The sequence below is a fragment of the Mycobacterium sp. 852002-51057_SCH5723018 genome (assembly GCF_001667035.1).
Classification (GTDB): Bacteria; Actinomycetota; Actinomycetes; order Mycobacteriales; family Mycobacteriaceae; genus Mycobacterium.
Genome location: NZ_LZIR01000006.1, coordinates 14,495 through 31,464, shown reverse-complemented (window position 1 = coordinate 31,464; position 16,970 = coordinate 14,495). Strand labels below are relative to the sequence as shown.

Below are 16,970 nucleotides of genomic sequence, written 5' to 3'. Positions count from 1 at the left end.
CCAAGTATCTGCCACTGATTTCTAGCTTCGTCGGCCGCCGGCTTCAGCTCAGGAGTTCGAATCCAGGTATCTCGAGTTATTCAAGAGCGACAAAGATCAAGTTCATAGCCGAGAGTTTGATGTACTTGATCAGCTGTTCACCGATGTCGATGAATACACCTCCGAGCCGGACTTGCGCCGAAGGGCAGGCGGTTTGGATGATGAAGAATTGCGAACCTCCGCGTCCGAGGCATACTGGAAACTCTGCGAAATATAGTTGGCAGCTTGCCCGAAAAGTCCACGCACCGGCTCATACCCAGTACGGAACCCGCGCCCGGTACTGCCGCATCCCGAACGCTGCCAGCGTCCAGCCGATGACCGTCAGCACCACCACGACGACCCAATGCCGCAGTTCCTGATGTGCGCCCAGCAGCGGCGCCCGCACGATGTCGAGATAGTGCAGCAGCGGGTTGAGCTCGACGATCTTCGACCAGCGGCCGGCGCCCTGCTGCCGCAGCGTGTCGTCGTTCCAGATGATCGGCGTCATGAAGAACAGCAGCTGCACCACCGAAAACAGCAACGGGCCGATGTCGCGGTAGCGGGTCGCCAGGATGCCGAAACACAGTGACACCCATATGCAATTGAGCACGATCAGCATCAGCGCGGGAATGACCGAGAGGTCGGCCCACGACCACGGCTTGGGGAAGATGATCGCCACGACGACATAGATGACGATGTTGTGCGCGAACAAGATCATCTGCCGCCACACCAGCCGGTAGACGTGCACGGACAGCGGCGTCGGCAACTGCTTGATCAGCCCCTCGTTGGCGACGAACACGTCGGCGCCCTCGAGGATGGCGGCGTTGATCAGGTTCCAGATGATCAGCCCGAGCGTGACGTAGGGCAGGTGCACGGCCAGATCGAGGTGGAACAGCTTGGAATACAAACCGCCCATAGCGACTGCCGTCGTCCCGGTCGCGATGGTGATCCAGAAGGGTCCCAGCACCGAGCGGCGGTAGCGCTGCTTGATGTCCTGCCAACCCAGGTGCAGCCACAGCTCGTGACGGCGGAAGCCGTCGACCAGGTCGCCCCTGGCGCGGGTGAACGTCCGCGACTGTGCCGCCGCGTCAATAAACGTCATGAAGATCCTCCCGGGCCCGGCTTGCCGAACTGCTCGCGACGCCCCAACCGGCGCAACCGAATCCACTCCCGCAGGCCCTTGGGGTCGCGCCGCGTCACCAGGAAGAACCAGCCGAACCGCACCCACTCCTGGAACAACAGCTTGCGCAGGCCCGGCTGCGACAACACATAGCCGCGGTTGCGATAAGTGAAGAACCGCTTGGTGGGGTCGTCGGGATACTGGGTGTGCATCCGGCCGCCAAGGATCGGCTTGAACTCGTCGGATCCGCAGGGATGCAGGTAAATCGTGTCCAGGCAGGTGCCAAAGGGCAGGCCGGAGCGCACCAGCCGGCGGTGCATTTCCACCTCGTCGCCGCGGATGAACAGCCGCAGATCGGGGACGCCGATCGCCTCCAGCGTGGACGCCCGGAACAGCGCGCCGTTGAACAGCGACGCTATGCCGGGCAGCAGGTCCTGCCTATCCGCGGTGCGCAGTTCGCTTGTGCGCCTGCGCCAAACCAGGCCGCGCCGCAACGGAAACGCCAGCCGCTCGGGGTCGTCCATGTTGCAGACCATCGGCGATACTTCTGCCAGGCCGTACTTTTCGGCGCAGGCCAGCAGCGTCGCCAGGACGTGAGAGTCCTGGGGGCGCCCGTCGTCGTCGGCCAGCCACACCCAGTCGGCGCCCTGCGTCAGGGCGTGCAACATGCCGATCGCGAAACCACCTGCGCCACCGAGGTTTCGGCGCGATCCCAAGTACGTGGTCGAAATCGGCTGGCCGGCAACGAGATCCCGCACCCGGCTGTCGTCGTCGTTGTCGACTACGATCAGATGGTCCAGCAACCGGGTTTGTGTGCTCAGCACGTCCAGCGACTTGGCGAGCTGGTCGGGACGCCGGTGGGTGACCACGACGGCGAAGATCGTTTCACTCATCCCCGGAAGCGCTTTGTGCCAGCGGCGTTTCGGCCGCAGTTTCGGCCAGCACCTCGCGCACGTGCCGGGCCGCGTCCTCGCCCTCGTAGCTGCGCACCACATCCTCGATGCTTCCCGACATCCGGATCACTCCGTGGTCGATCCACATCGCGGTCTTGCACAGCCGCGCCAGGAATTCGTTGGAATGGCTGGCGAACACCAGGATTCCGGACCGCTCCACCAGGCCCTGCAAACGTGACTGCGCCTTCTTCATAAAGTCGGCGTCCACCGCGCCGAGACCCTCGTCGAGCAACAGGATCTCGGGGTCGATGCTGGTGACCACGCCCATGGCCAGCCGCACCCGCATCCCGGTGGAGTAGGTGCGCAGCGGCATCGACAGGTAGTCGCCCAGCTCGGTGAACTCGGCGATCTCGTCGACCTTGGCCATCATCTGCTTTCGGGTCTGCCCCAAGAACAGCCCGCGAATGATGATGTTTTCGTAGCCCGAGATCTCGGGGTCCATCCCGATCCCCAGATCGAAGATGGGCGCCACCCGGCCGGTGACTTTCGCCCAGCCACGGGTGGGCTCGTAGATGCCCGAAAGTAGGCGCAGCAGAGTCGATTTCCCGGCCCCGTTGTGGCCGACCAGGCCCACCCGATCGCCCAACTCGAGCGACATGGTGATATCGCGCAACGCCTCGACGACGACGACATTGGAGTTGTTGCGACCGATCGTCCCGCCCGCCCTGCCCAGGACGGCCTTTTTCAGGGACCGCGCCTTGGCGTCGAAGATGGGAAACTCCACCCACGCGTCACGCGTCTCAATGTGAGGACCTGGCACCGTACGTCGCTTAGAGGTACTGCCCGGTGCCCGAGCCGTGCCCCGACCGGCTGATCCCCGGAGGCAGCGCGCCATGGCGCATCTGCTCCAGCTGCGCCCGTGCCGCCATCTGCTGCGCGAACAGCGCGGTCTGGATGCCGTGGAACAACCCCTCCAGCCAGCCGACCAGCTGGGCCTGGGCGATGCGCAGCTCGGCGTCGGACGGCGCCACGCCCTCGTTGAACGGCAGGGTGAGGCGGTCGAGCTCCTCCCGCAGCTCCGGCGCCAGGCCTTCTTCGAGCTCGCGGATGCTGGTGGCGTGAATTTCGCGCAGCCGGTTGCGGCTGGCCTCGTCGAGCGGCGCGGCGCGCACCTCCTCGAGCAGTTGCTTGATCATGGTGCCGATCCGCATCACCTTGGCGGGCTGTTCGACCAGATCTGTCAGGGAACGCCCGTCCGAATCGTCGCCCTCGTCCGAGCCGCGGAGCGCCATGATCCGCGGATCGACGCCGCCGATGACCTCGATGCCCTCGTCGTCTGGGCCGTCTGGGCTGTCACTGCCGTTGCTCAATCCATTCACCATCCTCGTGTGTCTAGGGGTGGGTCGCCGGGGCGTTGCCGCGCCACTCGTAGATCTTGGCCCCACCGTTGTCGTAGACCAGCGCCCACGACTTCGATTTCTCCAGCGACATTAGTCCGTCGGGTGTAGCAAACCCTCTCACGTTGGGCGCGCTGGTCAGGATGTACCTGATATTGAGCGCCTTGATCGCCTCGACCACCTTCGGATCGGAATCGCCTTTGCGTGCCGAGGTCCAGAAGATGTAGCGGTAGTAACCCGGTCCGGTCTGCTGCGGGTAGTCGTAGTGGGTCCACAGCGGGTGCAGGTCGGCCACCGCGTACATCCACGCGGTCCCGTCGATGTTGGAGTCGCCGATCACGGTGTCGCGGGCACCGGGCAGCTTGGCCAGGTAGGCCATCGCCATCAGGTCCCGCTGGTCGATCATCACCGAGTCGTACTTGTCGCCGAACAACACCAGGTGCCGGTACAGGTAGTGCCGGCCGGAAAACACGAGGGCCACTACCAGCAGGACCGCCGTGGCCGCGGGCCAGACCGGGGCCGGCAGCCGGGTGAACCGGTCGGCGAGTCTTTTGGCCGCCGCGACCGCGACCGTGACCAACGCGAACAAGGCGATGGCTGCCATCGGCGTCGCCAGCATCGTCACCACCGCGCTGAGCCGCCGGGGATCGTTGTAGAAGAACTGGCTGAATCCTTCGATGGCGCGGCCGAGGGGGTTGCGAAACGGCGCCCCGGAATAGATGGTCGCGATGGTCAGCACCAGCCAGACGGCCGGTGGCCACCAGATCCTCTTGTACAGCAGGATCGCCATGCCGATGTACAGCAGCACGAGCAGGCCGTACTGCGTCGGGAAGTCGTTGAGGTGGCGGGTGTGCAGCAGGAGCGCATCGATGATCCCCTGCTTGACGCTCTTGAAGCTGGGGAATGCGTGCCCAGCGATGATGTCGGCCTGCCTGAGCACCCCGATGAACTGCGGCGCCAGGATCGCAGCCGTGGGCACCGCCACCGCGGCCAGCGTCAGCGCGTCGGCAAGGCGACCGTGCACAGGACGCCACGCCGCGTCCAAAAACCACCAGCCCAGCAGGAACAGGATGACGATGAATCCGCCGGTGAGGTGCATCGACAGGACACCGACCAACGCCAGCACGGCGACCGGGATGCGGTCGCGGTGCCGCAACGTCGACGCGATCAGGACGAACGTCGGGATCGCGACGCCGTAGGCGGCCAGGTTGGGCATGGCGGCGACGCCGAACTCGACGTAGGGCACCGAGGTGAACGACGCCGACAGCGCGGCGGCGGTGGCTGACACGCCGGCGGCGCGCCACGGGGTGCTGATCGGGCGCAACAGGAACCAGGTGAGGGTCGCGGCGCTGGACGGAAACAACCACACCGACGCGGCCAGCGAACACAGCGTGTAGCCGGTGGTGGGTGCGGCGTCGGTGACCTGGCAGAAGATGGAAGTCAGGGCATGGAACACCGACGGGTAATACAGCGGCTGGTGGGTCTCGACGTTGCGGAGTTCGCCCATGTGCGTGGACGACGCCTGACCCGTGTCGAGGATGTAGCGCACGGTGTTGGCATGCCAGACCGCGTCCCAGGTGCTGGGAATCGACTGCCAATGCGTCAGGCCGCGATAGCCCGCCCACATGATCAGCGCGGCGCCCAGCAGCACGCCGGCCGCCACCACCACCCCCGGCCCGCGACCGATGCCGCGGGCTTCGGCCTCGGTGTCGCGGTAGCGGGCGAGCAGCAGCTGCAGACCCGTCGCGACCGCGCACACCACAGCGAGCGTCGCCAGCGCAGTCCAACCGTTCCAAGGGATTCCGAGCGCACCGAACGGGATGATGGCCAGCGCCACCACGCCGTAGGTTAGCGCCGGGCCGACCGCGACAGCGAGCGGCCAGGTTAGCTGGGTAATTCGCGCGACGATGGCCCCGGGGGCTATCAGCAAGAACAGTGCGATGAGCGTTCCGATCCAGAGCCCCACTGGACTAGTATGGCTGGCCGGGTGACCTGGCTCGCGAAGCCTCCGTGCGGGGGGAACGCCGATAGGGCACCCGCTACCGCCACGATTTGGCGGAATTGCGGAAGCTTTAAGGTGGCTGGCATGGCTTTCGACGTCGCCCGGGTGCGCGGACTGCATCCGTCGCTGGGCGACGGGTGGGTCCACTTCGATGCGCCGGCAGGCATGCTGATCCCCGATTCGGTGGCCACGACGGTGTCGACGGCCTTCCGCCGGTCCGCCGCCACCACGGGGGGCGCGCACCCGTCGGCGCGGCGCAGCGCCGCCGTGCTCGACGCCGCGCGCGCCGCCGTGGCCGACCTCTTCAACGCCGACCCGGCGGGGGTCGTGCTGGGCGCAGATCGTGCCATCCTGCTGTCGTCGCTGGCCGAGGCGTCGTCCTCGCGGGCGGGTCTGGGCTACGAGGTGATCGTCAGCCGCCTCGACGACGAGGCCAACATCGCTCCGTGGCTGCGGGCGGCGCACCGCTACGGCGCCAAGGTGAAGTGGGCCGAGATCGACATCGAGACCGGTGAGCTGCCGACGTGGCAGTGGGAGAACCTGATCGGCAAGTCGAGCCGCCTGGTGGCCGTCGCGTCGGCGTCGGCGACGCTGGGCACCGTCACGGACCTGCGGGCGGCGACCAAGCTCGTGCACGACGTCGGCGGGTTGGTGGTGGTCGACCACTCCGCGGCCGCGCCGTACCGATTGCTCGACATCAAAGAGACCGACGCGGACGTGGTCGCGGTGAACGCGCTCGCCTGGGGTGGCCCGCCGATCGGGGCGCTGGTGTTTCGCGACCCGGCGTTGATCAGCACGTTCAGCTCGATCGCGACCGACCCGCACGCCGCCGGCCCGGCGCGCCTGGAGGTCGGGGCGCATCAGTTCGGCCTGCTGGCCGGCGTCGTGGCCAGCATCGAGTACCTTGCGGCGCTGGACGAAACCGCGCGCGGCGGCCGGCGCGAACGGCTATCGGTGTCAATGCAATCCGCGACTTCGTATATGAACCGCGTGTTCGACTACCTGATGGTGTCCCTGCGGTCGCTGCCGTTGGTCATGGTGATCGGCCGCCCGGAGGCGCGGATCCCGGTGGTGAGTTTCGCCCTGCACGAGGTGCCCGCCGAGCGGGTGGTGCAGCGGCTCGCCGACAACGGAATCCTGGCCATCGCCAACGAGACCTCGCGCGCGCTCGACGTGCTGGGCGTCAACGACGTCGGCGGCGCCGTGACCGTCGGCCTGGCGCACTACTCGACGACCGCCGAGGTCGACCAGTTGGTGCGCGCCCTGGCGTCCTTGGGCTGATGGGTCAGGCCGCGGGCGTAACGCCACGGTGTAAATCTCGCCGAAAATCCGCCACAGCGTTACGGCCGCGAGCGCGCCACTAGACCGTCAGCACGATCTTCCCGGTGACCTTGCCCGCCGCCAGCTGCTGGTGCGCATCAGCGGCCTGCTGAATCGGCATGCGCGCCCCGATGATCGGCCGCACCCGGCCGTCGGTGATCATCGGCCACACCGACGCGCTCACCGCCTGCACGATCTCGCTCTTGCTGTGCGGCCCGCTCGTGGGGCGGCCCCGCAGCGTGGTGCCGATGACGCGCGCCCGCTTGACCAAGAGCTTGCCGATGTTGAGCTCGCCCTTCACCCCGCCCTGCATCCCGATGATGACCAGCTGCCCGTCTGAGGCCAGGGCGTCGATATTGCGGTCCAGATACGAGGCACCCATGATGTCGAAAATCACGTCGGCGCCGTCGGTCTCGTCGCGCAGTCGCGCCACGAAGTCCTCGTCGCGGTAGTTGATGGTGATCTCGGCGCCCAACTCGCGGCAGAAGTCCAGCTTGTCCGCCGACCCGGCGGTGACGGCCACCCGCGCGCCCAGCGCTCGCGCGATCTGGATGGCGTGGGTGCCGATGCCGCTGGCCCCGCCGTGCATCAGCAGCAGCTGTCCCTCGCTCAGTTGAGCGGTCAGCACCAGGTTCGACCACACCGTGCACGCCACTTCCGGCAACCCGGCAGCGTCGACGAGATCGACACCGTCCGGAATCGGCATCACCTGGCCGGCGGGAACGGCGACATATTCGGCGTATCCACCGCCAGCCAGCAGCGCGCAAACCTGTTGTCCCGCAGCCCATTCGGCGACACCTTCGCCCGTGTCGGCGACGACGCCGGACACTTCCATGCCGATGATCTCGCTCGCTCCCGGCGGGGGCGGATATTTCCCGGCGGCCTGCAGCAGGTCGGCGCGGTTGACGCCGGCCGCGGCGACCCTGATCAGCACCTCGCCGGGGCCGGCGGTCGCGTCGGGTACTTCCTGCCAGGAGAGTTGGTCGGGGGATTCGGCGACGATGGCGCGCATGGGGCCAACGCTACCGACCCCCGTTACCCTTATCAGCGGTGGCGTGGCAGAGCGGCCTAATGCACTCGCCTTGAAAGCGAGAGACGGCTAACACCGTCCGGGGGTTCAAATCCCTCCGCCACCGCGCGTGTGATGTCTCAAGACATCGGAATAGGTCCGAACCCTCGTTTAGGGTTCGGGCTTCTTTTTTGGGCGGCCGGTGGGGGTGCCGCGGGGTTGGTAGTCGCTGGTGGGGTCGAGGGTTAGTTGGCGGAGGAGCTCGCCGGTGGCCGCGTGGATGATCTGGATGTTGAGGTCTTGGACGAGTAGCAGGACGCGGGTGCGGGCGTGGGTTCGGCCGATGCCGATGTGGTGGAGGCGCCCGGCGTGGCGCAGGGTGAGTTTTCCGAATTGGTCGATGCGGTCGGTGCGGACCCGGTCGTGGGTGTCGAGGCGTTTGCCGGGGGCGGCTTTGGGGCGGGCGGTGTAGGCGGTGGCCGGGGTGGCGCGCTGGGGTAGTTCGCGGTGTGGGCGGTGGCAGTTGTAGATCTCGACGAAGGCGTCGAGTTGGGTCTGCAGGTCGGTGATGGTGGTGGCGCGGGGTTGGCCGGTGAGCCATTTTTTGAGGGTCTGGTGGAAGCGCTCGACCTTGCCGCAGGTGGTCGGATGCCCGGGGGTGGAGTTGATCTGGGTGACCCCGAGGCGGTGTAGTTCGTGCTCGATGTGGTTGCGTCCGCCTTTGCCGCCAGACAGGCGGGTGGTGAACACCATGCCGTTGTCGGTCAGGGTGGATGCCGGAATCCCGTGGATAGCACAGGCTTTGCGGAAGGTGGACACCACGATGGGGCCGGTGACGCGCTGGTGGGCGGTGACCGAGATGGCGTAGCGGGCGTGGTCGTCGATCCAGTTGAGGATCTCCACATGGGCGCCCTTGGCTAGCCACCAGTGGGTGAAGTCGGCTTGCCAGCGTTCGTTGGGCTGCTCAGCGGCAAAGCGCAGGTATGAGGATTTGGGGCGCTTTTGCGGGGTGGGAATGATCAGCCCGGCCGCACGCAGGTGCCGGTGAATTGACACCGGCGACACGGTCAGCCCGTGATGGTGTTGCAGGTGCCAGGCGATGGTGTGGGGGCCGTGGTCGAGCCCGTTGCCGGCGAGTTTCTCGCGTAGTTCGACGACCAAGTCGATGCTGGACTGCGCAAGCCGGGTGGGATTGGTGTGTGGGCGACGCGAGCGTGGCTCGAAAGCGGCGTCCCCCTCGAGTCGGAAGCGCGTGACCAGACGCGAGATCCAACCCTGAGAAACCCCGTACTGCCGGGCGACCTCGGATTGGCTACGGCCCTCGACAATGACAGCGGTGATAACCAGGCGAGCCTTCGACACCCGCCCAACGTCGGCCCATCAACCCATTCCGATGTCGTGAGACACGCTATTCGTATGTCCTGAAACCACACACCTCCGCCACCGCGCGCTCAGTGCAGCGTCGGCGCGTAGCGAAGCAGAGCGGCAACCCCGTCGGCCGGGGCGATTCGCTCCTCGGCGTGCAGCAGGGACGCCCCGACCGAGATCGCGAACTGTGGCAGCGCCTCGTCGGCCCGCAGCGTCCTGTCGGGCGAGGCGCCCTGCTCGGACAGCACCTCGGCATTCGGGGCCACGGTCGTCAGGCCTGCGTCGGCAACCACGGTGGCCTCACCGATGTCGTCGGTGACGATCAGCGTCTCGACCGCGCCCTGGCGCAGGGCCGAGCAGACCGCGCCGAGCCCCTCGGCGGCCAGCCCCGAGTGCCGTCCGACCTCGGCGGAAAAGCGCTGTGCCGCATTGTCGATCACTTGCATCCGCCGCTTGCCGAACTCGGCTTCGATGGCGCGCTGAACCTCGTTGTCGTCGTGTCCGCTGTGGCGCGCGCCGACCTCGAGCGGGATCGCCCGCTCGCGCAGCCGTTCCGGCAGCGCGGTGAGCAGATCCGACCGGGACCGCACCTCGCCCACCACGAAAATCACCTCGACCGCCTTATCGTCGGCGAGCTCTGCGACGCGGTCGGCGACGGCTCGCACGTTCTTGCGGGCGGCTTCGTCGGTGCGCGGCTGCGGGTCGCCGTAGCCGGCCGTCTCGGCGCCCGCCGCCTTGTGCACGGGGTAGCCGCCCCCGTGGACTGTTTCCGTGTGCAGCGCGCCGTTGATGTGGGTGGTGATATCGGCGCCGGTGTGATCGACCTCCACCAGCACATAGTCCTGATGGTCGAAGCCGTACCGGACGATGGGCAGCAAGTAGGGCAGCTCGGAGACGCGCACAACCGTCTCGGCGGTGGGTGTCGTCAGGTGCTCGTTGAGCACGACTCCGTCGGCGCTGGCCACCACGGCGCGGCCGCTGCGGCCGATCGGCGCGCGCAGGTCGGTGATCGCGTTGCCGACCGCGTCGACGACGGCACGGTCAGCGCCCCGCTTTTCGAGCTCTTCTTTGACCGCGCGCGCCTTGAGTTCGAGCTGAGTCTCGGCGTCGTGCGTGTCATGCGAGTCGTCGAAGTACACCGAGGCGAACGGGCCCGGTGCGTGTAGCAGCTTTCGGAAGCGTTCAGATTCCATGTCTTTCTGGTTGCCAGGGCTGCCGGGACACAAACCCTGTCAGCTTCGATCGCCCTCGGTGTCGTCGAAAAAGTGCCATTCGCCGTCGTGCTCGACCTCCATGCGCCAGCCGAGCTCGCTGTTGTCGGCCTTGTTGTCGACGAACCACGCGTGTGCGTCGTCGGCGCTTTCGATGTCCTTGGTCGCGACGACCTCGCCCTTCGGGTTGAGCACTCGGTATGTAGCCATGCCCGCAGTGTTCCCACCGCCCTACGTTGTCAACCGATCGGAATCTCGGCGGCGATCGTGTCCATCAGGGCGGTGTAGCGGCGAATTTCGGGATCGCGGCCGGGCTTGCCGCTGCTGATCACGCCGGCGGCCAGCCCGCGCGCCGGGTCGGCCCAGATCGCGATGTTGGCCAGGCCGAGGTTACCGAATGCCGCTGGAGCGTTGCGCCCGAACGGCCCGAAGCGCTTCGTCCCCAGCATGTATCCGGTACCCCAGCGGGCCGGCTGCAGGCCCACCGCGAAGTCCGGGCGCAGCCGCCGGCATTCCTGCACGGCGCCATACATCCGTTCCGGGCTGATGATCCGTACGCCGTCGAGTTCGCCTCCGCGCCGCCAGATTTCGGCGAAGCGCGACAACTCGTTGGCGGTCGAGATCGTGTTCGACGAGGGAACAACGGTGGACAGGAATGCGGGGGTGTTCGTGTAGGGGATGATCTCGTGCACCGTGCCGCCGATCGCCTTGCGGAAGATCGCGGCCACGACCGCCGGAAGCGGCCGGCCGGTGGCGTGGCTGGGAGCAACCAGCGGGATGTCTTGCTTGGCGACGCCGAAGTTGGTCCACCGGAAGCCCAGCGGGTCGAGGATCTCGGCGGCCAGGATTTCGCGAATGTCCTTGCCGGTGGCGGCGTAAACGATTTCGCGCATCAGCGGACCCCACGTCAGCGCGTGATAGATGTGTATCAATCCCGGCCGGTACAGCGGCCTCAGCTTGCCGAGCTGCTCCTGCGCGTACTCGTGGTCGTCCGCGCGGCGCAGGTCCGGCTTGGGCCCGGTGGGGAAGGGGACACCCGCGCTGTGGGTCAGGACGTGCCGGATGGTGGTGCGGTGTTTGCCGTGGCTGGTGTAGCTGGGGATGTATTCGCAGACTCGATCGTCGAGTGAGAAGTGTCCCTGCTCGACGAGCATGTGCACCACGGTCGCGGTGATGCCCTTGGCCGCCGAGTACACGCAGAACGGCGTGTCGGTCGTGACGGGGACCTTCTCGGCGTCGGGCTCATCGGTGGGGGCGTTGCCCCAGCCGTGGCCGATCGCGCGATTGAGCACCACCCGGCCGCGATGCCGGATGCACAGCTGGATCGCGGGGTGGAACCCGGCCCGGTACCAGTGCCGCGCGGCCTGCCAGATCCGTTCGACGGTGGCGCTGTCGATCTCGGAGTGGTCCTCGTCGCCGATCGCCGTCACCGAGTCCAGGTCGGCCGGCACGCGGATTCTGCCGTCTGGTGTCGTCACGTCAGCGAGGGTACGTGGCTCCGCGCTACTCGCCGGTGAACTGCGGCGGGCGCTTGGCGAACGTCGCCGAGATTCCTTCGGTCAGGTCCTTCGACGGCGCGAAGGCGGCGTTCCAGGCGGCGACGTAGCGCAGGTTCTCCGAGACGGCCGAGGTGCGTTGCTGGTCCAGGACGTCCTTGACGCCGTAGACCGCCAGCGGGGGATTGGCCGCGATCTCGGCGGCCGTGGCATGGGCCGCCGCCAGCGTCTTGTCGGCGTCTTCGAACACGTCGTTGACCAACCCGATCTTCTCCGCCCGCGCCGCGTCGATATCTTTTCCCGTCAGCGCCAGCTCGCGCAGGTGCCCGTCATTGAGGATCAGCGGCAGCCGGGCCAGGCTGCCCATGTCGGCGACGATGGCCAGCCTGACTTCGCGGACCGAGAACTTGGCGTCGGCGCTGGCGTAGCGGATGTCGACCGCAGAGATCAGGTCGACGGCGCCGCCGATGCACCAGCCCTGCACCGACGCGATGGTCGGGGTGCGGCAGTCGGCGACGGCGTTGATCGCCTTCTGCATCCGCAGCAGCTCGGCGTGAAAGTCGGTGCGCGCGCGGGCCAGCGCACCCTCGGCCATCAGCGGCGCGAACATGCCGCCCATCGCGGGCACGTCGAGGCCGTAGCTGAAGTTCTTGCCCGATCCGGTGATCACGATGGCCCGCACGTCGCGGTCGGCGTCCAGCGTCGCGAACACGTCCGGCATCTCCGACCAGAACGCGGGCCCCATCGCGTTGCCCTTGCCCGGCCCGATCAGCGTCACCTGCGCAACGTGATCTTTCGTGTCGATCGTGACGGATTCGTATGTTTCGCCCATGTGCAGACCGTAGCGTGGCAAATATGGCTCCTGATCTGCGCCCCGGCCCGCATTCCACACCGACCGATGAACTGCACAGCGCCGAGGACACGCTGGGGGTGTTGCAGCGGGTGCTGCACCCCATCGCTGCCGACGACCTGTCCCGGCAGACGCCGTGCAGGGAGTTCGACGTGACGCAGCTGACCGGGCACCTGCTGAACTCGATCACCGCGCTCGGCGGCATGGTCGGCGCGGAAATTCCGGAGCGCGACGACAGCGATTCGGTGGAACGGCAAGTCGTCGCCGCGGCGAGGCCGGCGTTGGACGCCTGGCACCGCCACGGCCTGGACGGCACCGTGCCGTTCGGCAACGGCGAGGTGCCTGCCAAGAACGCGTGCGCCATCCTGTCGCTCGAATTCCTGGTCCACGCTTGGGATTACGCCGCCGCCGTCGGACATGAGATCGATGCGCCGGAGCCGCTGTCGGAATACGTGCTGGGGCTTGCGCACCAGGTCATCAGGCCGGAGCTACGTGGCGGCGGCAGGTTCGACGACCCCGTCGACGTGCCCCAGGACGCGGGCGCCTTGGAGCGGCTGGTCGCGTTCACCGGCCGCAACCCGCGCCGTTAGGCCTCGGCCGTCGAGTGCGAGCCCCGGCATTGGGTGTGAAGCCTTGGCGTTGGGTGTGAAGCCTCGGCGGGCTCGCGGGGCGTGTCGCCTCCCTGGATGCACACTGGAAGCCGTCAATTCACACTCGACGGCTCAACGCCGCGCGTCGATTACCCGCTCGAGGTAGAAGTAGAAATACCGGCCGCTCATCTTGTGGCGAGTGAAAAACTCGCACCCCTCCACTCACCGAGCATGCCCTGGATGGTCGCCGGCTGCTGCTCCTTGAACTCGGTGAACTTCTTGCGGGCCAAGCTCATTGGCTCTCCTTGCGGTCGCTGCGGGCGATCCAGCCGCGGGCAAACCGCAGCAGGGCGTCGTTTTCCTCCGGGGCCCCGATGGTGACCCGCACACCGTCGTTGCCGTACGGGCGGACGACGATGCGCGCGCCGGCGGCCTGTGCCACGAAGTCGAGCGTGCGAGGGCCCAGCGGCAGCCAGACGAAGTTGGCTTGCGTCGGCGGCAGCGCGAACCCGGCTTCCCGCAAACCGGCGACCACCCGGGAGCGCTCGGCGACTACGGCGTCGGTGCGGGCCAGTAACTCGTCGGCGGCGTTCAGCGAGGCGATGGCGGCGGCCTGCGACACGCTCGTCACCGAAAACGGCACGTAGACCTTCTCCAGCGCGGTGATCAGGTCGGGGTGGCCGACGGCGTAACCGACGCGCAGCCCCGCCAGCCCGTATGCCTTCGAAAAGGTCCGCAGCACAACGACATTGGTGCGGGCGCGGGCCATCTCCAAGCTGTCGGGCAACATGCCGTCGCGGATGTATTCGACGTAGGCCTCGTCGATGGCGATCAGGATGTGCGGCGGCACCGCCTCGACGAAGCGGGCCAGCGCCTCGGGGTCGACGACCGTGGAGGTCGGATTGTTGGGGTTGCAGACGAAGATCAGCCGCGTGCGGTCGGTGATCGCGGCGAGCATCGCGTAGAGATCGAAGGTGTGGTCGGCCAGCGGCACCTTGACGGCGACCGCGCCGGCGATCTGGACCTGCGGCGGATAAAGCTCGAAGCTGCGCCACCCGAAGATCACCTCGTCGCCCGCCGCCGCGGTGATCTGCACCAGCTGCTGGCACAGGGTGACCGAGCCGCAACCGACCGCGACCTGCTCGGGAGCGAAGTCCGCGGAGCTCACCGAACTGAGGTGCTTGGCCAGCGCCGCCTTGAGTTGCACGCAGGCGCTGTCGGGGTAGCGGTTGATCGTGTCGGTGGCCCGCTCGATGACCGCGCGCACGCTGGGCAGCGGCCCGAACACCGTCTCGTTGCTGGCCAGTTTGATCGCGCCCGGAACCGTCTTGCCGGGAACGTAAACCGGAAGCCCGTCCAGCTCGGGGCGCAGGCGGGCGGTCACTTCGACAGCATATGTCGGGGCTGTGTACGCTATGCCTCCGGCGGTTCCGGGACAGTTAGACGGGTTCGGGTACCCTCAGAAAGTCCAATGGAGGCGTGCCAGAGCGGCCGAATGGGGCTCACTGCTAATGAGTTGTCCCCCTCAAAGGGGACCGGAGGTTCAAATCCTCTCGCCTCCGCTGAGTAGTTTTGGCACGACAATTAAAGACAGGCGCCCGTAGCTCAACGGATAGAGCATCTGACTACGGATCAGAAGGTTGGGGGTTCGAATCCCTTCGGGCGCGCCATCTTGGCTCACACGCCGATCGCGTCGCACGCGTCTCTGACGACGTAGCGCACATATTCGGCGACGCCGTTGAGCTCGTTGTCGAAGATGGTGTGGCCGGGCAGCGCCTTGGCGAAGACGCGCTGGTATTGCGCCGCCATGTTGCCGAGATCTTGCATGACCGGGTTGTTGCCGCGCGCAACGACGCGCTGCATGTCGTCGGCGAGGTTGACCATAAGTGGCGCCACGGCATCATTGAGCGCTTTTTGGTCGGGAGTCCACATGTTGGCGGGCGTCAGGTGGTCGCCTTTGTCCCAGTCTTTGACGGCGGGGTCGTCGGTGTACTTGCGGCTGGTGGACACGAATTCGCCGCAGGCGGTGAGGTCGGAGGTGGTGAGGAAGCGCCGCGGATGGGCGAGGTCTTGTGGCGGGCCGGGATGCGGCGGCGCGTCGAGGGCGCTTACCAGGGGCGCCCGGGCCGCGGCGACCCCGTTGTCGATGGTCTGGCACAGCGAGACCAATGCGTTGAACGAGCTTTCCGCGGTGGCCCCCAAGGAGCCTTGGGCCGGGAGGTAGTTGTTGCTGTCGATGCTGTCGGCGAAGGCGCGTCCGTAGATGATGAATTGCTCGTAGAGCTCACGGGTCACCCGGTGGGGAGTGGTCTTGGCCAGCGCCAGCGTCTTCGTGGCGGCCAGGCGGGTGGCGCTGGCGGTGGTTTGCATGGCGGCGCGTTGGTCCGGGTTCCACGCGGCGCCGGCGATCGTCAGCGGAATTTGCTGTCCGGGATGCGTTGTGTCCCAGTGCTCGACGGGCGAGCTAACCAGCCAGGTGTGGCCGATCGGTTCCCACGTCGAGCAGGTCGGCTCCTCGGTGATGATGCCGGCGGGCCCGGTGTCATTGGCGCTGGCCACCGGCGCGGCCGAGGGACCGGTGCTGGTGGTGCTTGGCGAGGTGTCCGACCGGCCGCTGGGGTGCGCCGCCCACAGCGCCACACCCGCAACGGTGGCCGCTACCACCACCAGCGCGGCGGCGCCCAGGGCCCACCAGCGCCGCGTGCGACGCGCCCGTGGCGGCACCCAGCCGGGCGGCGGGGCCCAGGGACCGGGTTGCGGCCACGGTCCGGGATACGGGCCGGATGCTATGCCTGGAGGCCGTGGCGGAGGCGGGGGTGCGGGCGGCGCCGACGCGGCCACCGGCCGCGTGTGGGTATCGACGCCCAGGGCGGCGGCGAAGTCTTGGCAGCGATTGAACCGCGCACCGGGGTCTTTGGCCAGCGCGCGGATCAGCGGGGCGTCCAGGTCGGCCAGCTCCGGCCGGGTGTCGGCGAGCCTGGGCGGCGGAGCGTTGAGGTGGCGGCTGATGACCACCGCGGGATTCGGGTGGTCAAAGGGCGCGGCACCGCTGAGCAGGTGGTAGGCGGTGGCGGCGAGTGCGTATTGGTCGGCCCGACCCTCAAAAGCCCCGTCCAGCAGTTGTTCTGGCGCGGTGCAGCACAGGTTGGCCGCGGCCACGCCGTTGATGTCTATGCTGCGCCGAGGAATCCCCAAGTCCGCCAGCAAGACTCGGCGATGGGCGGTGCCCGCGTTGGCGAGCATGATGTTGGCCGGTTTGACGTTGCGGTGCATCAGGCCGCGTTCGTGGGCGAAGTCGAGGGCTTCGGCCACTGCGCCGATGATAGGCAGGGCCTCAGCACGGGGAAGCCCGCGCGGATAGTGGTCATGCACGAGACGCGCGGCGGTGATGCCGTCGACGTACCCCATCAAGACCCATAGCCGCCCCTCGTGTTCCCCTCGGTCGTGCACCCCGACGATGTTCGGGTGCGACAGCGAGGCGGCCAGATCGGCTTCGCGGTGGAAGCGGTCGCGGAAGTCAGGGTCCGCCGACAGCGGGGCGGACAGTATCCGCAGCGCCTGCAGTCGCGGCAGCCGGGGATGTCGCACCAAATACACTTCCCCCGTGCCGCCCGCCCCCAGCAGGCGAACGATGGCAAATCCGGCGAAACTTGCGCCGTCGCGCAGCGGCATGTCACGGATCGTACAAGTCGGGCG

The 16,970-nt window shown here is 67.5% G+C and carries 15 protein-coding genes, 3 tRNA genes and 2 pseudogenes; 6 read left to right on the top strand and 14 right to left on the bottom strand.

The genetic code is table 11. The annotated features are described in order from the left end of the window. Positions 1-55: 55 nt before the first annotated feature. A pseudogene (locus A5764_RS29955) lies at positions 56-256 on the top strand (colicin immunity domain-containing protein); the annotation flags it as partial. 33 nt (positions 257-289) lie between these two features. Here A5764_RS29955 and A5764_RS02030 read toward each other — a convergent pair. The 5 genes from A5764_RS02030 to A5764_RS02010 are packed head-to-tail and all read right to left on the bottom strand — an operon-like array spanning position 290 to position 5,394. Beyond that, complete coding sequence (locus A5764_RS02030; RefSeq protein ID WP_067107759.1) at positions 290-1,120, bottom strand: ABC transporter permease; 831 nt, start codon at positions 1,118-1,120, stop codon at positions 290-292. Continuing rightward, positions 1,117-2,031 carry a glycosyltransferase gene (locus A5764_RS02025; RefSeq protein WP_067107756.1) on the bottom strand — a complete coding sequence of 305 codons (915 nt, stop codon included), beginning with the start codon at positions 2,029-2,031 and terminating at the stop codon, positions 1,117-1,119. Before A5764_RS02025 ends, A5764_RS02030 begins: the two co-directional genes overlap by 4 nt. Beyond that, positions 2,024-2,851, bottom strand: coding sequence for an ABC transporter ATP-binding protein (locus A5764_RS02020; protein WP_067107753.1), 828 nt, complete (start codon positions 2,849-2,851; stop codon positions 2,024-2,026). Before A5764_RS02020 ends, A5764_RS02025 begins: the two co-directional genes overlap by 8 nt. A 10-nt stretch (positions 2,852-2,861) precedes the next feature. Beyond that, positions 2,862-3,413: a bacterial proteasome activator family protein gene (locus A5764_RS02015; protein ID WP_067107751.1), complete on the bottom strand. Its 552-nt coding sequence runs from the start codon at positions 3,411-3,413 to the stop codon at positions 2,862-2,864. A gap of 10 nt (positions 3,414-3,423) precedes the next feature. Then, positions 3,424-5,394 (bottom strand): DUF6541 family protein, encoded by a 1,971-nt coding sequence (locus A5764_RS02010; protein WP_067107748.1) that lies wholly within the window; start codon positions 5,392-5,394, stop codon positions 3,424-3,426. A 120-nt stretch (positions 5,395-5,514) separates the two neighbouring features. Between A5764_RS02010 and A5764_RS02005 the strand changes: the two genes are divergently transcribed. Continuing rightward, entirely contained in the window at positions 5,515-6,711 is a 1,197-nt protein-coding gene (locus tag A5764_RS02005; protein WP_067107745.1) for a cysteine desulfurase-like protein, read from the top strand. 79 nt (positions 6,712-6,790) lie between these two features. Here the strand turns inward: A5764_RS02005 and A5764_RS02000 are convergent, their stop codons facing one another. After that, complete coding sequence (locus A5764_RS02000; protein WP_067107742.1) at positions 6,791-7,762, bottom strand: NAD(P)H-quinone oxidoreductase; 972 nt, start codon at positions 7,760-7,762, stop codon at positions 6,791-6,793. 37 nt (positions 7,763-7,799) lie between these two features. On the opposite strand from A5764_RS02000, the gene A5764_RS01995 reads away from it, so the two are divergent. Continuing rightward, positions 7,800-7,886, top strand: a tRNA-Ser gene (locus A5764_RS01995). 44 nt (positions 7,887-7,930) lie between these two features. Here the strand turns inward: A5764_RS01995 and A5764_RS01990 are convergent. From A5764_RS01990 to A5764_RS01970, 5 genes are all read right to left on the bottom strand, one after another. Further along, positions 7,931-9,121, bottom strand: coding sequence for an integrase core domain-containing protein (locus A5764_RS01990; RefSeq protein WP_067107739.1), 1,191 nt, complete (start codon positions 9,119-9,121; stop codon positions 7,931-7,933). A gap of 89 nt (positions 9,122-9,210) precedes the next feature. Further along, positions 9,211-10,320: a hypothetical protein gene (locus A5764_RS01985; RefSeq protein ID WP_067107736.1), complete on the bottom strand. Its 1,110-nt coding sequence runs from the start codon at positions 10,318-10,320 to the stop codon at positions 9,211-9,213. Positions 10,321-10,359: 39 nt separating this feature from the next. After that, entirely contained in the window at positions 10,360-10,548 is a 189-nt protein-coding gene (locus A5764_RS01980) for a hypothetical protein (RefSeq protein ID WP_067107733.1), read from the bottom strand. Positions 10,549-10,577: 29 nt separating this feature from the next. Further along, positions 10,578-11,816 (bottom strand): lipase LipE, encoded by a 1,239-nt coding sequence (gene lipE, locus A5764_RS01975; RefSeq protein ID WP_067107730.1) that lies wholly within the window; start codon positions 11,814-11,816, stop codon positions 10,578-10,580. Positions 11,817-11,841: 25 nt separating this feature from the next. Then, on the bottom strand, positions 11,842-12,666 hold the full coding sequence (locus A5764_RS01970; RefSeq protein WP_067107727.1) for a crotonase/enoyl-CoA hydratase family protein: 825 nt from the start codon (positions 12,664-12,666) through the stop codon (positions 11,842-11,844). Between the two features lie 23 nt (positions 12,667-12,689). On the opposite strand from A5764_RS01970, the gene A5764_RS01965 reads away from it, so the two are divergent. Continuing rightward, on the top strand, positions 12,690-13,274 hold the full coding sequence (locus tag A5764_RS01965; RefSeq protein ID WP_197501171.1) for a TIGR03086 family metal-binding protein: 585 nt from the start codon (positions 12,690-12,692) through the stop codon (positions 13,272-13,274). 177 nt (positions 13,275-13,451) lie between these two features. On the opposite strand, the pseudogene A5764_RS29950 reads toward A5764_RS01965, so the two are convergent. Further along, a pseudogene (locus A5764_RS29950) lies at positions 13,452-13,570 on the bottom strand (GXWXG domain-containing protein); the annotation flags it as partial. Further along, the gene (locus tag A5764_RS01960) at positions 13,567-14,658 is read right to left on the bottom strand and encodes a pyridoxal phosphate-dependent aminotransferase (protein ID WP_067107722.1); all 1,092 of its coding nucleotides are present in this window, start codon (positions 14,656-14,658) and stop codon (positions 13,567-13,569) included. The gene A5764_RS01960 and the pseudogene A5764_RS29950, both read right to left, overlap by 4 nt. A gap of 89 nt (positions 14,659-14,747) precedes the next feature. Here A5764_RS01960 and A5764_RS01955 point away from each other — a divergent pair. Together A5764_RS01955 and A5764_RS01950 are read left to right on the top strand one after the other, a co-directional pair. Further along, positions 14,748-14,836 (top strand) — tRNA-Ser (locus tag A5764_RS01955). A 32-nt stretch (positions 14,837-14,868) separates the two neighbouring features. Next, positions 14,869-14,944: transfer RNA gene (locus A5764_RS01950), tRNA-Arg, on the top strand. A gap of 7 nt (positions 14,945-14,951) precedes the next feature. Here A5764_RS01950 and A5764_RS01945 read toward each other — a convergent pair. Next, a complete protein-coding gene (locus A5764_RS01945) occupies positions 14,952-16,946 on the bottom strand; it encodes a serine/threonine-protein kinase (protein ID WP_067107719.1) in 1,995 nt (664 codons plus the stop codon). Positions 16,947-16,970 lie beyond the last annotated feature (24 nt).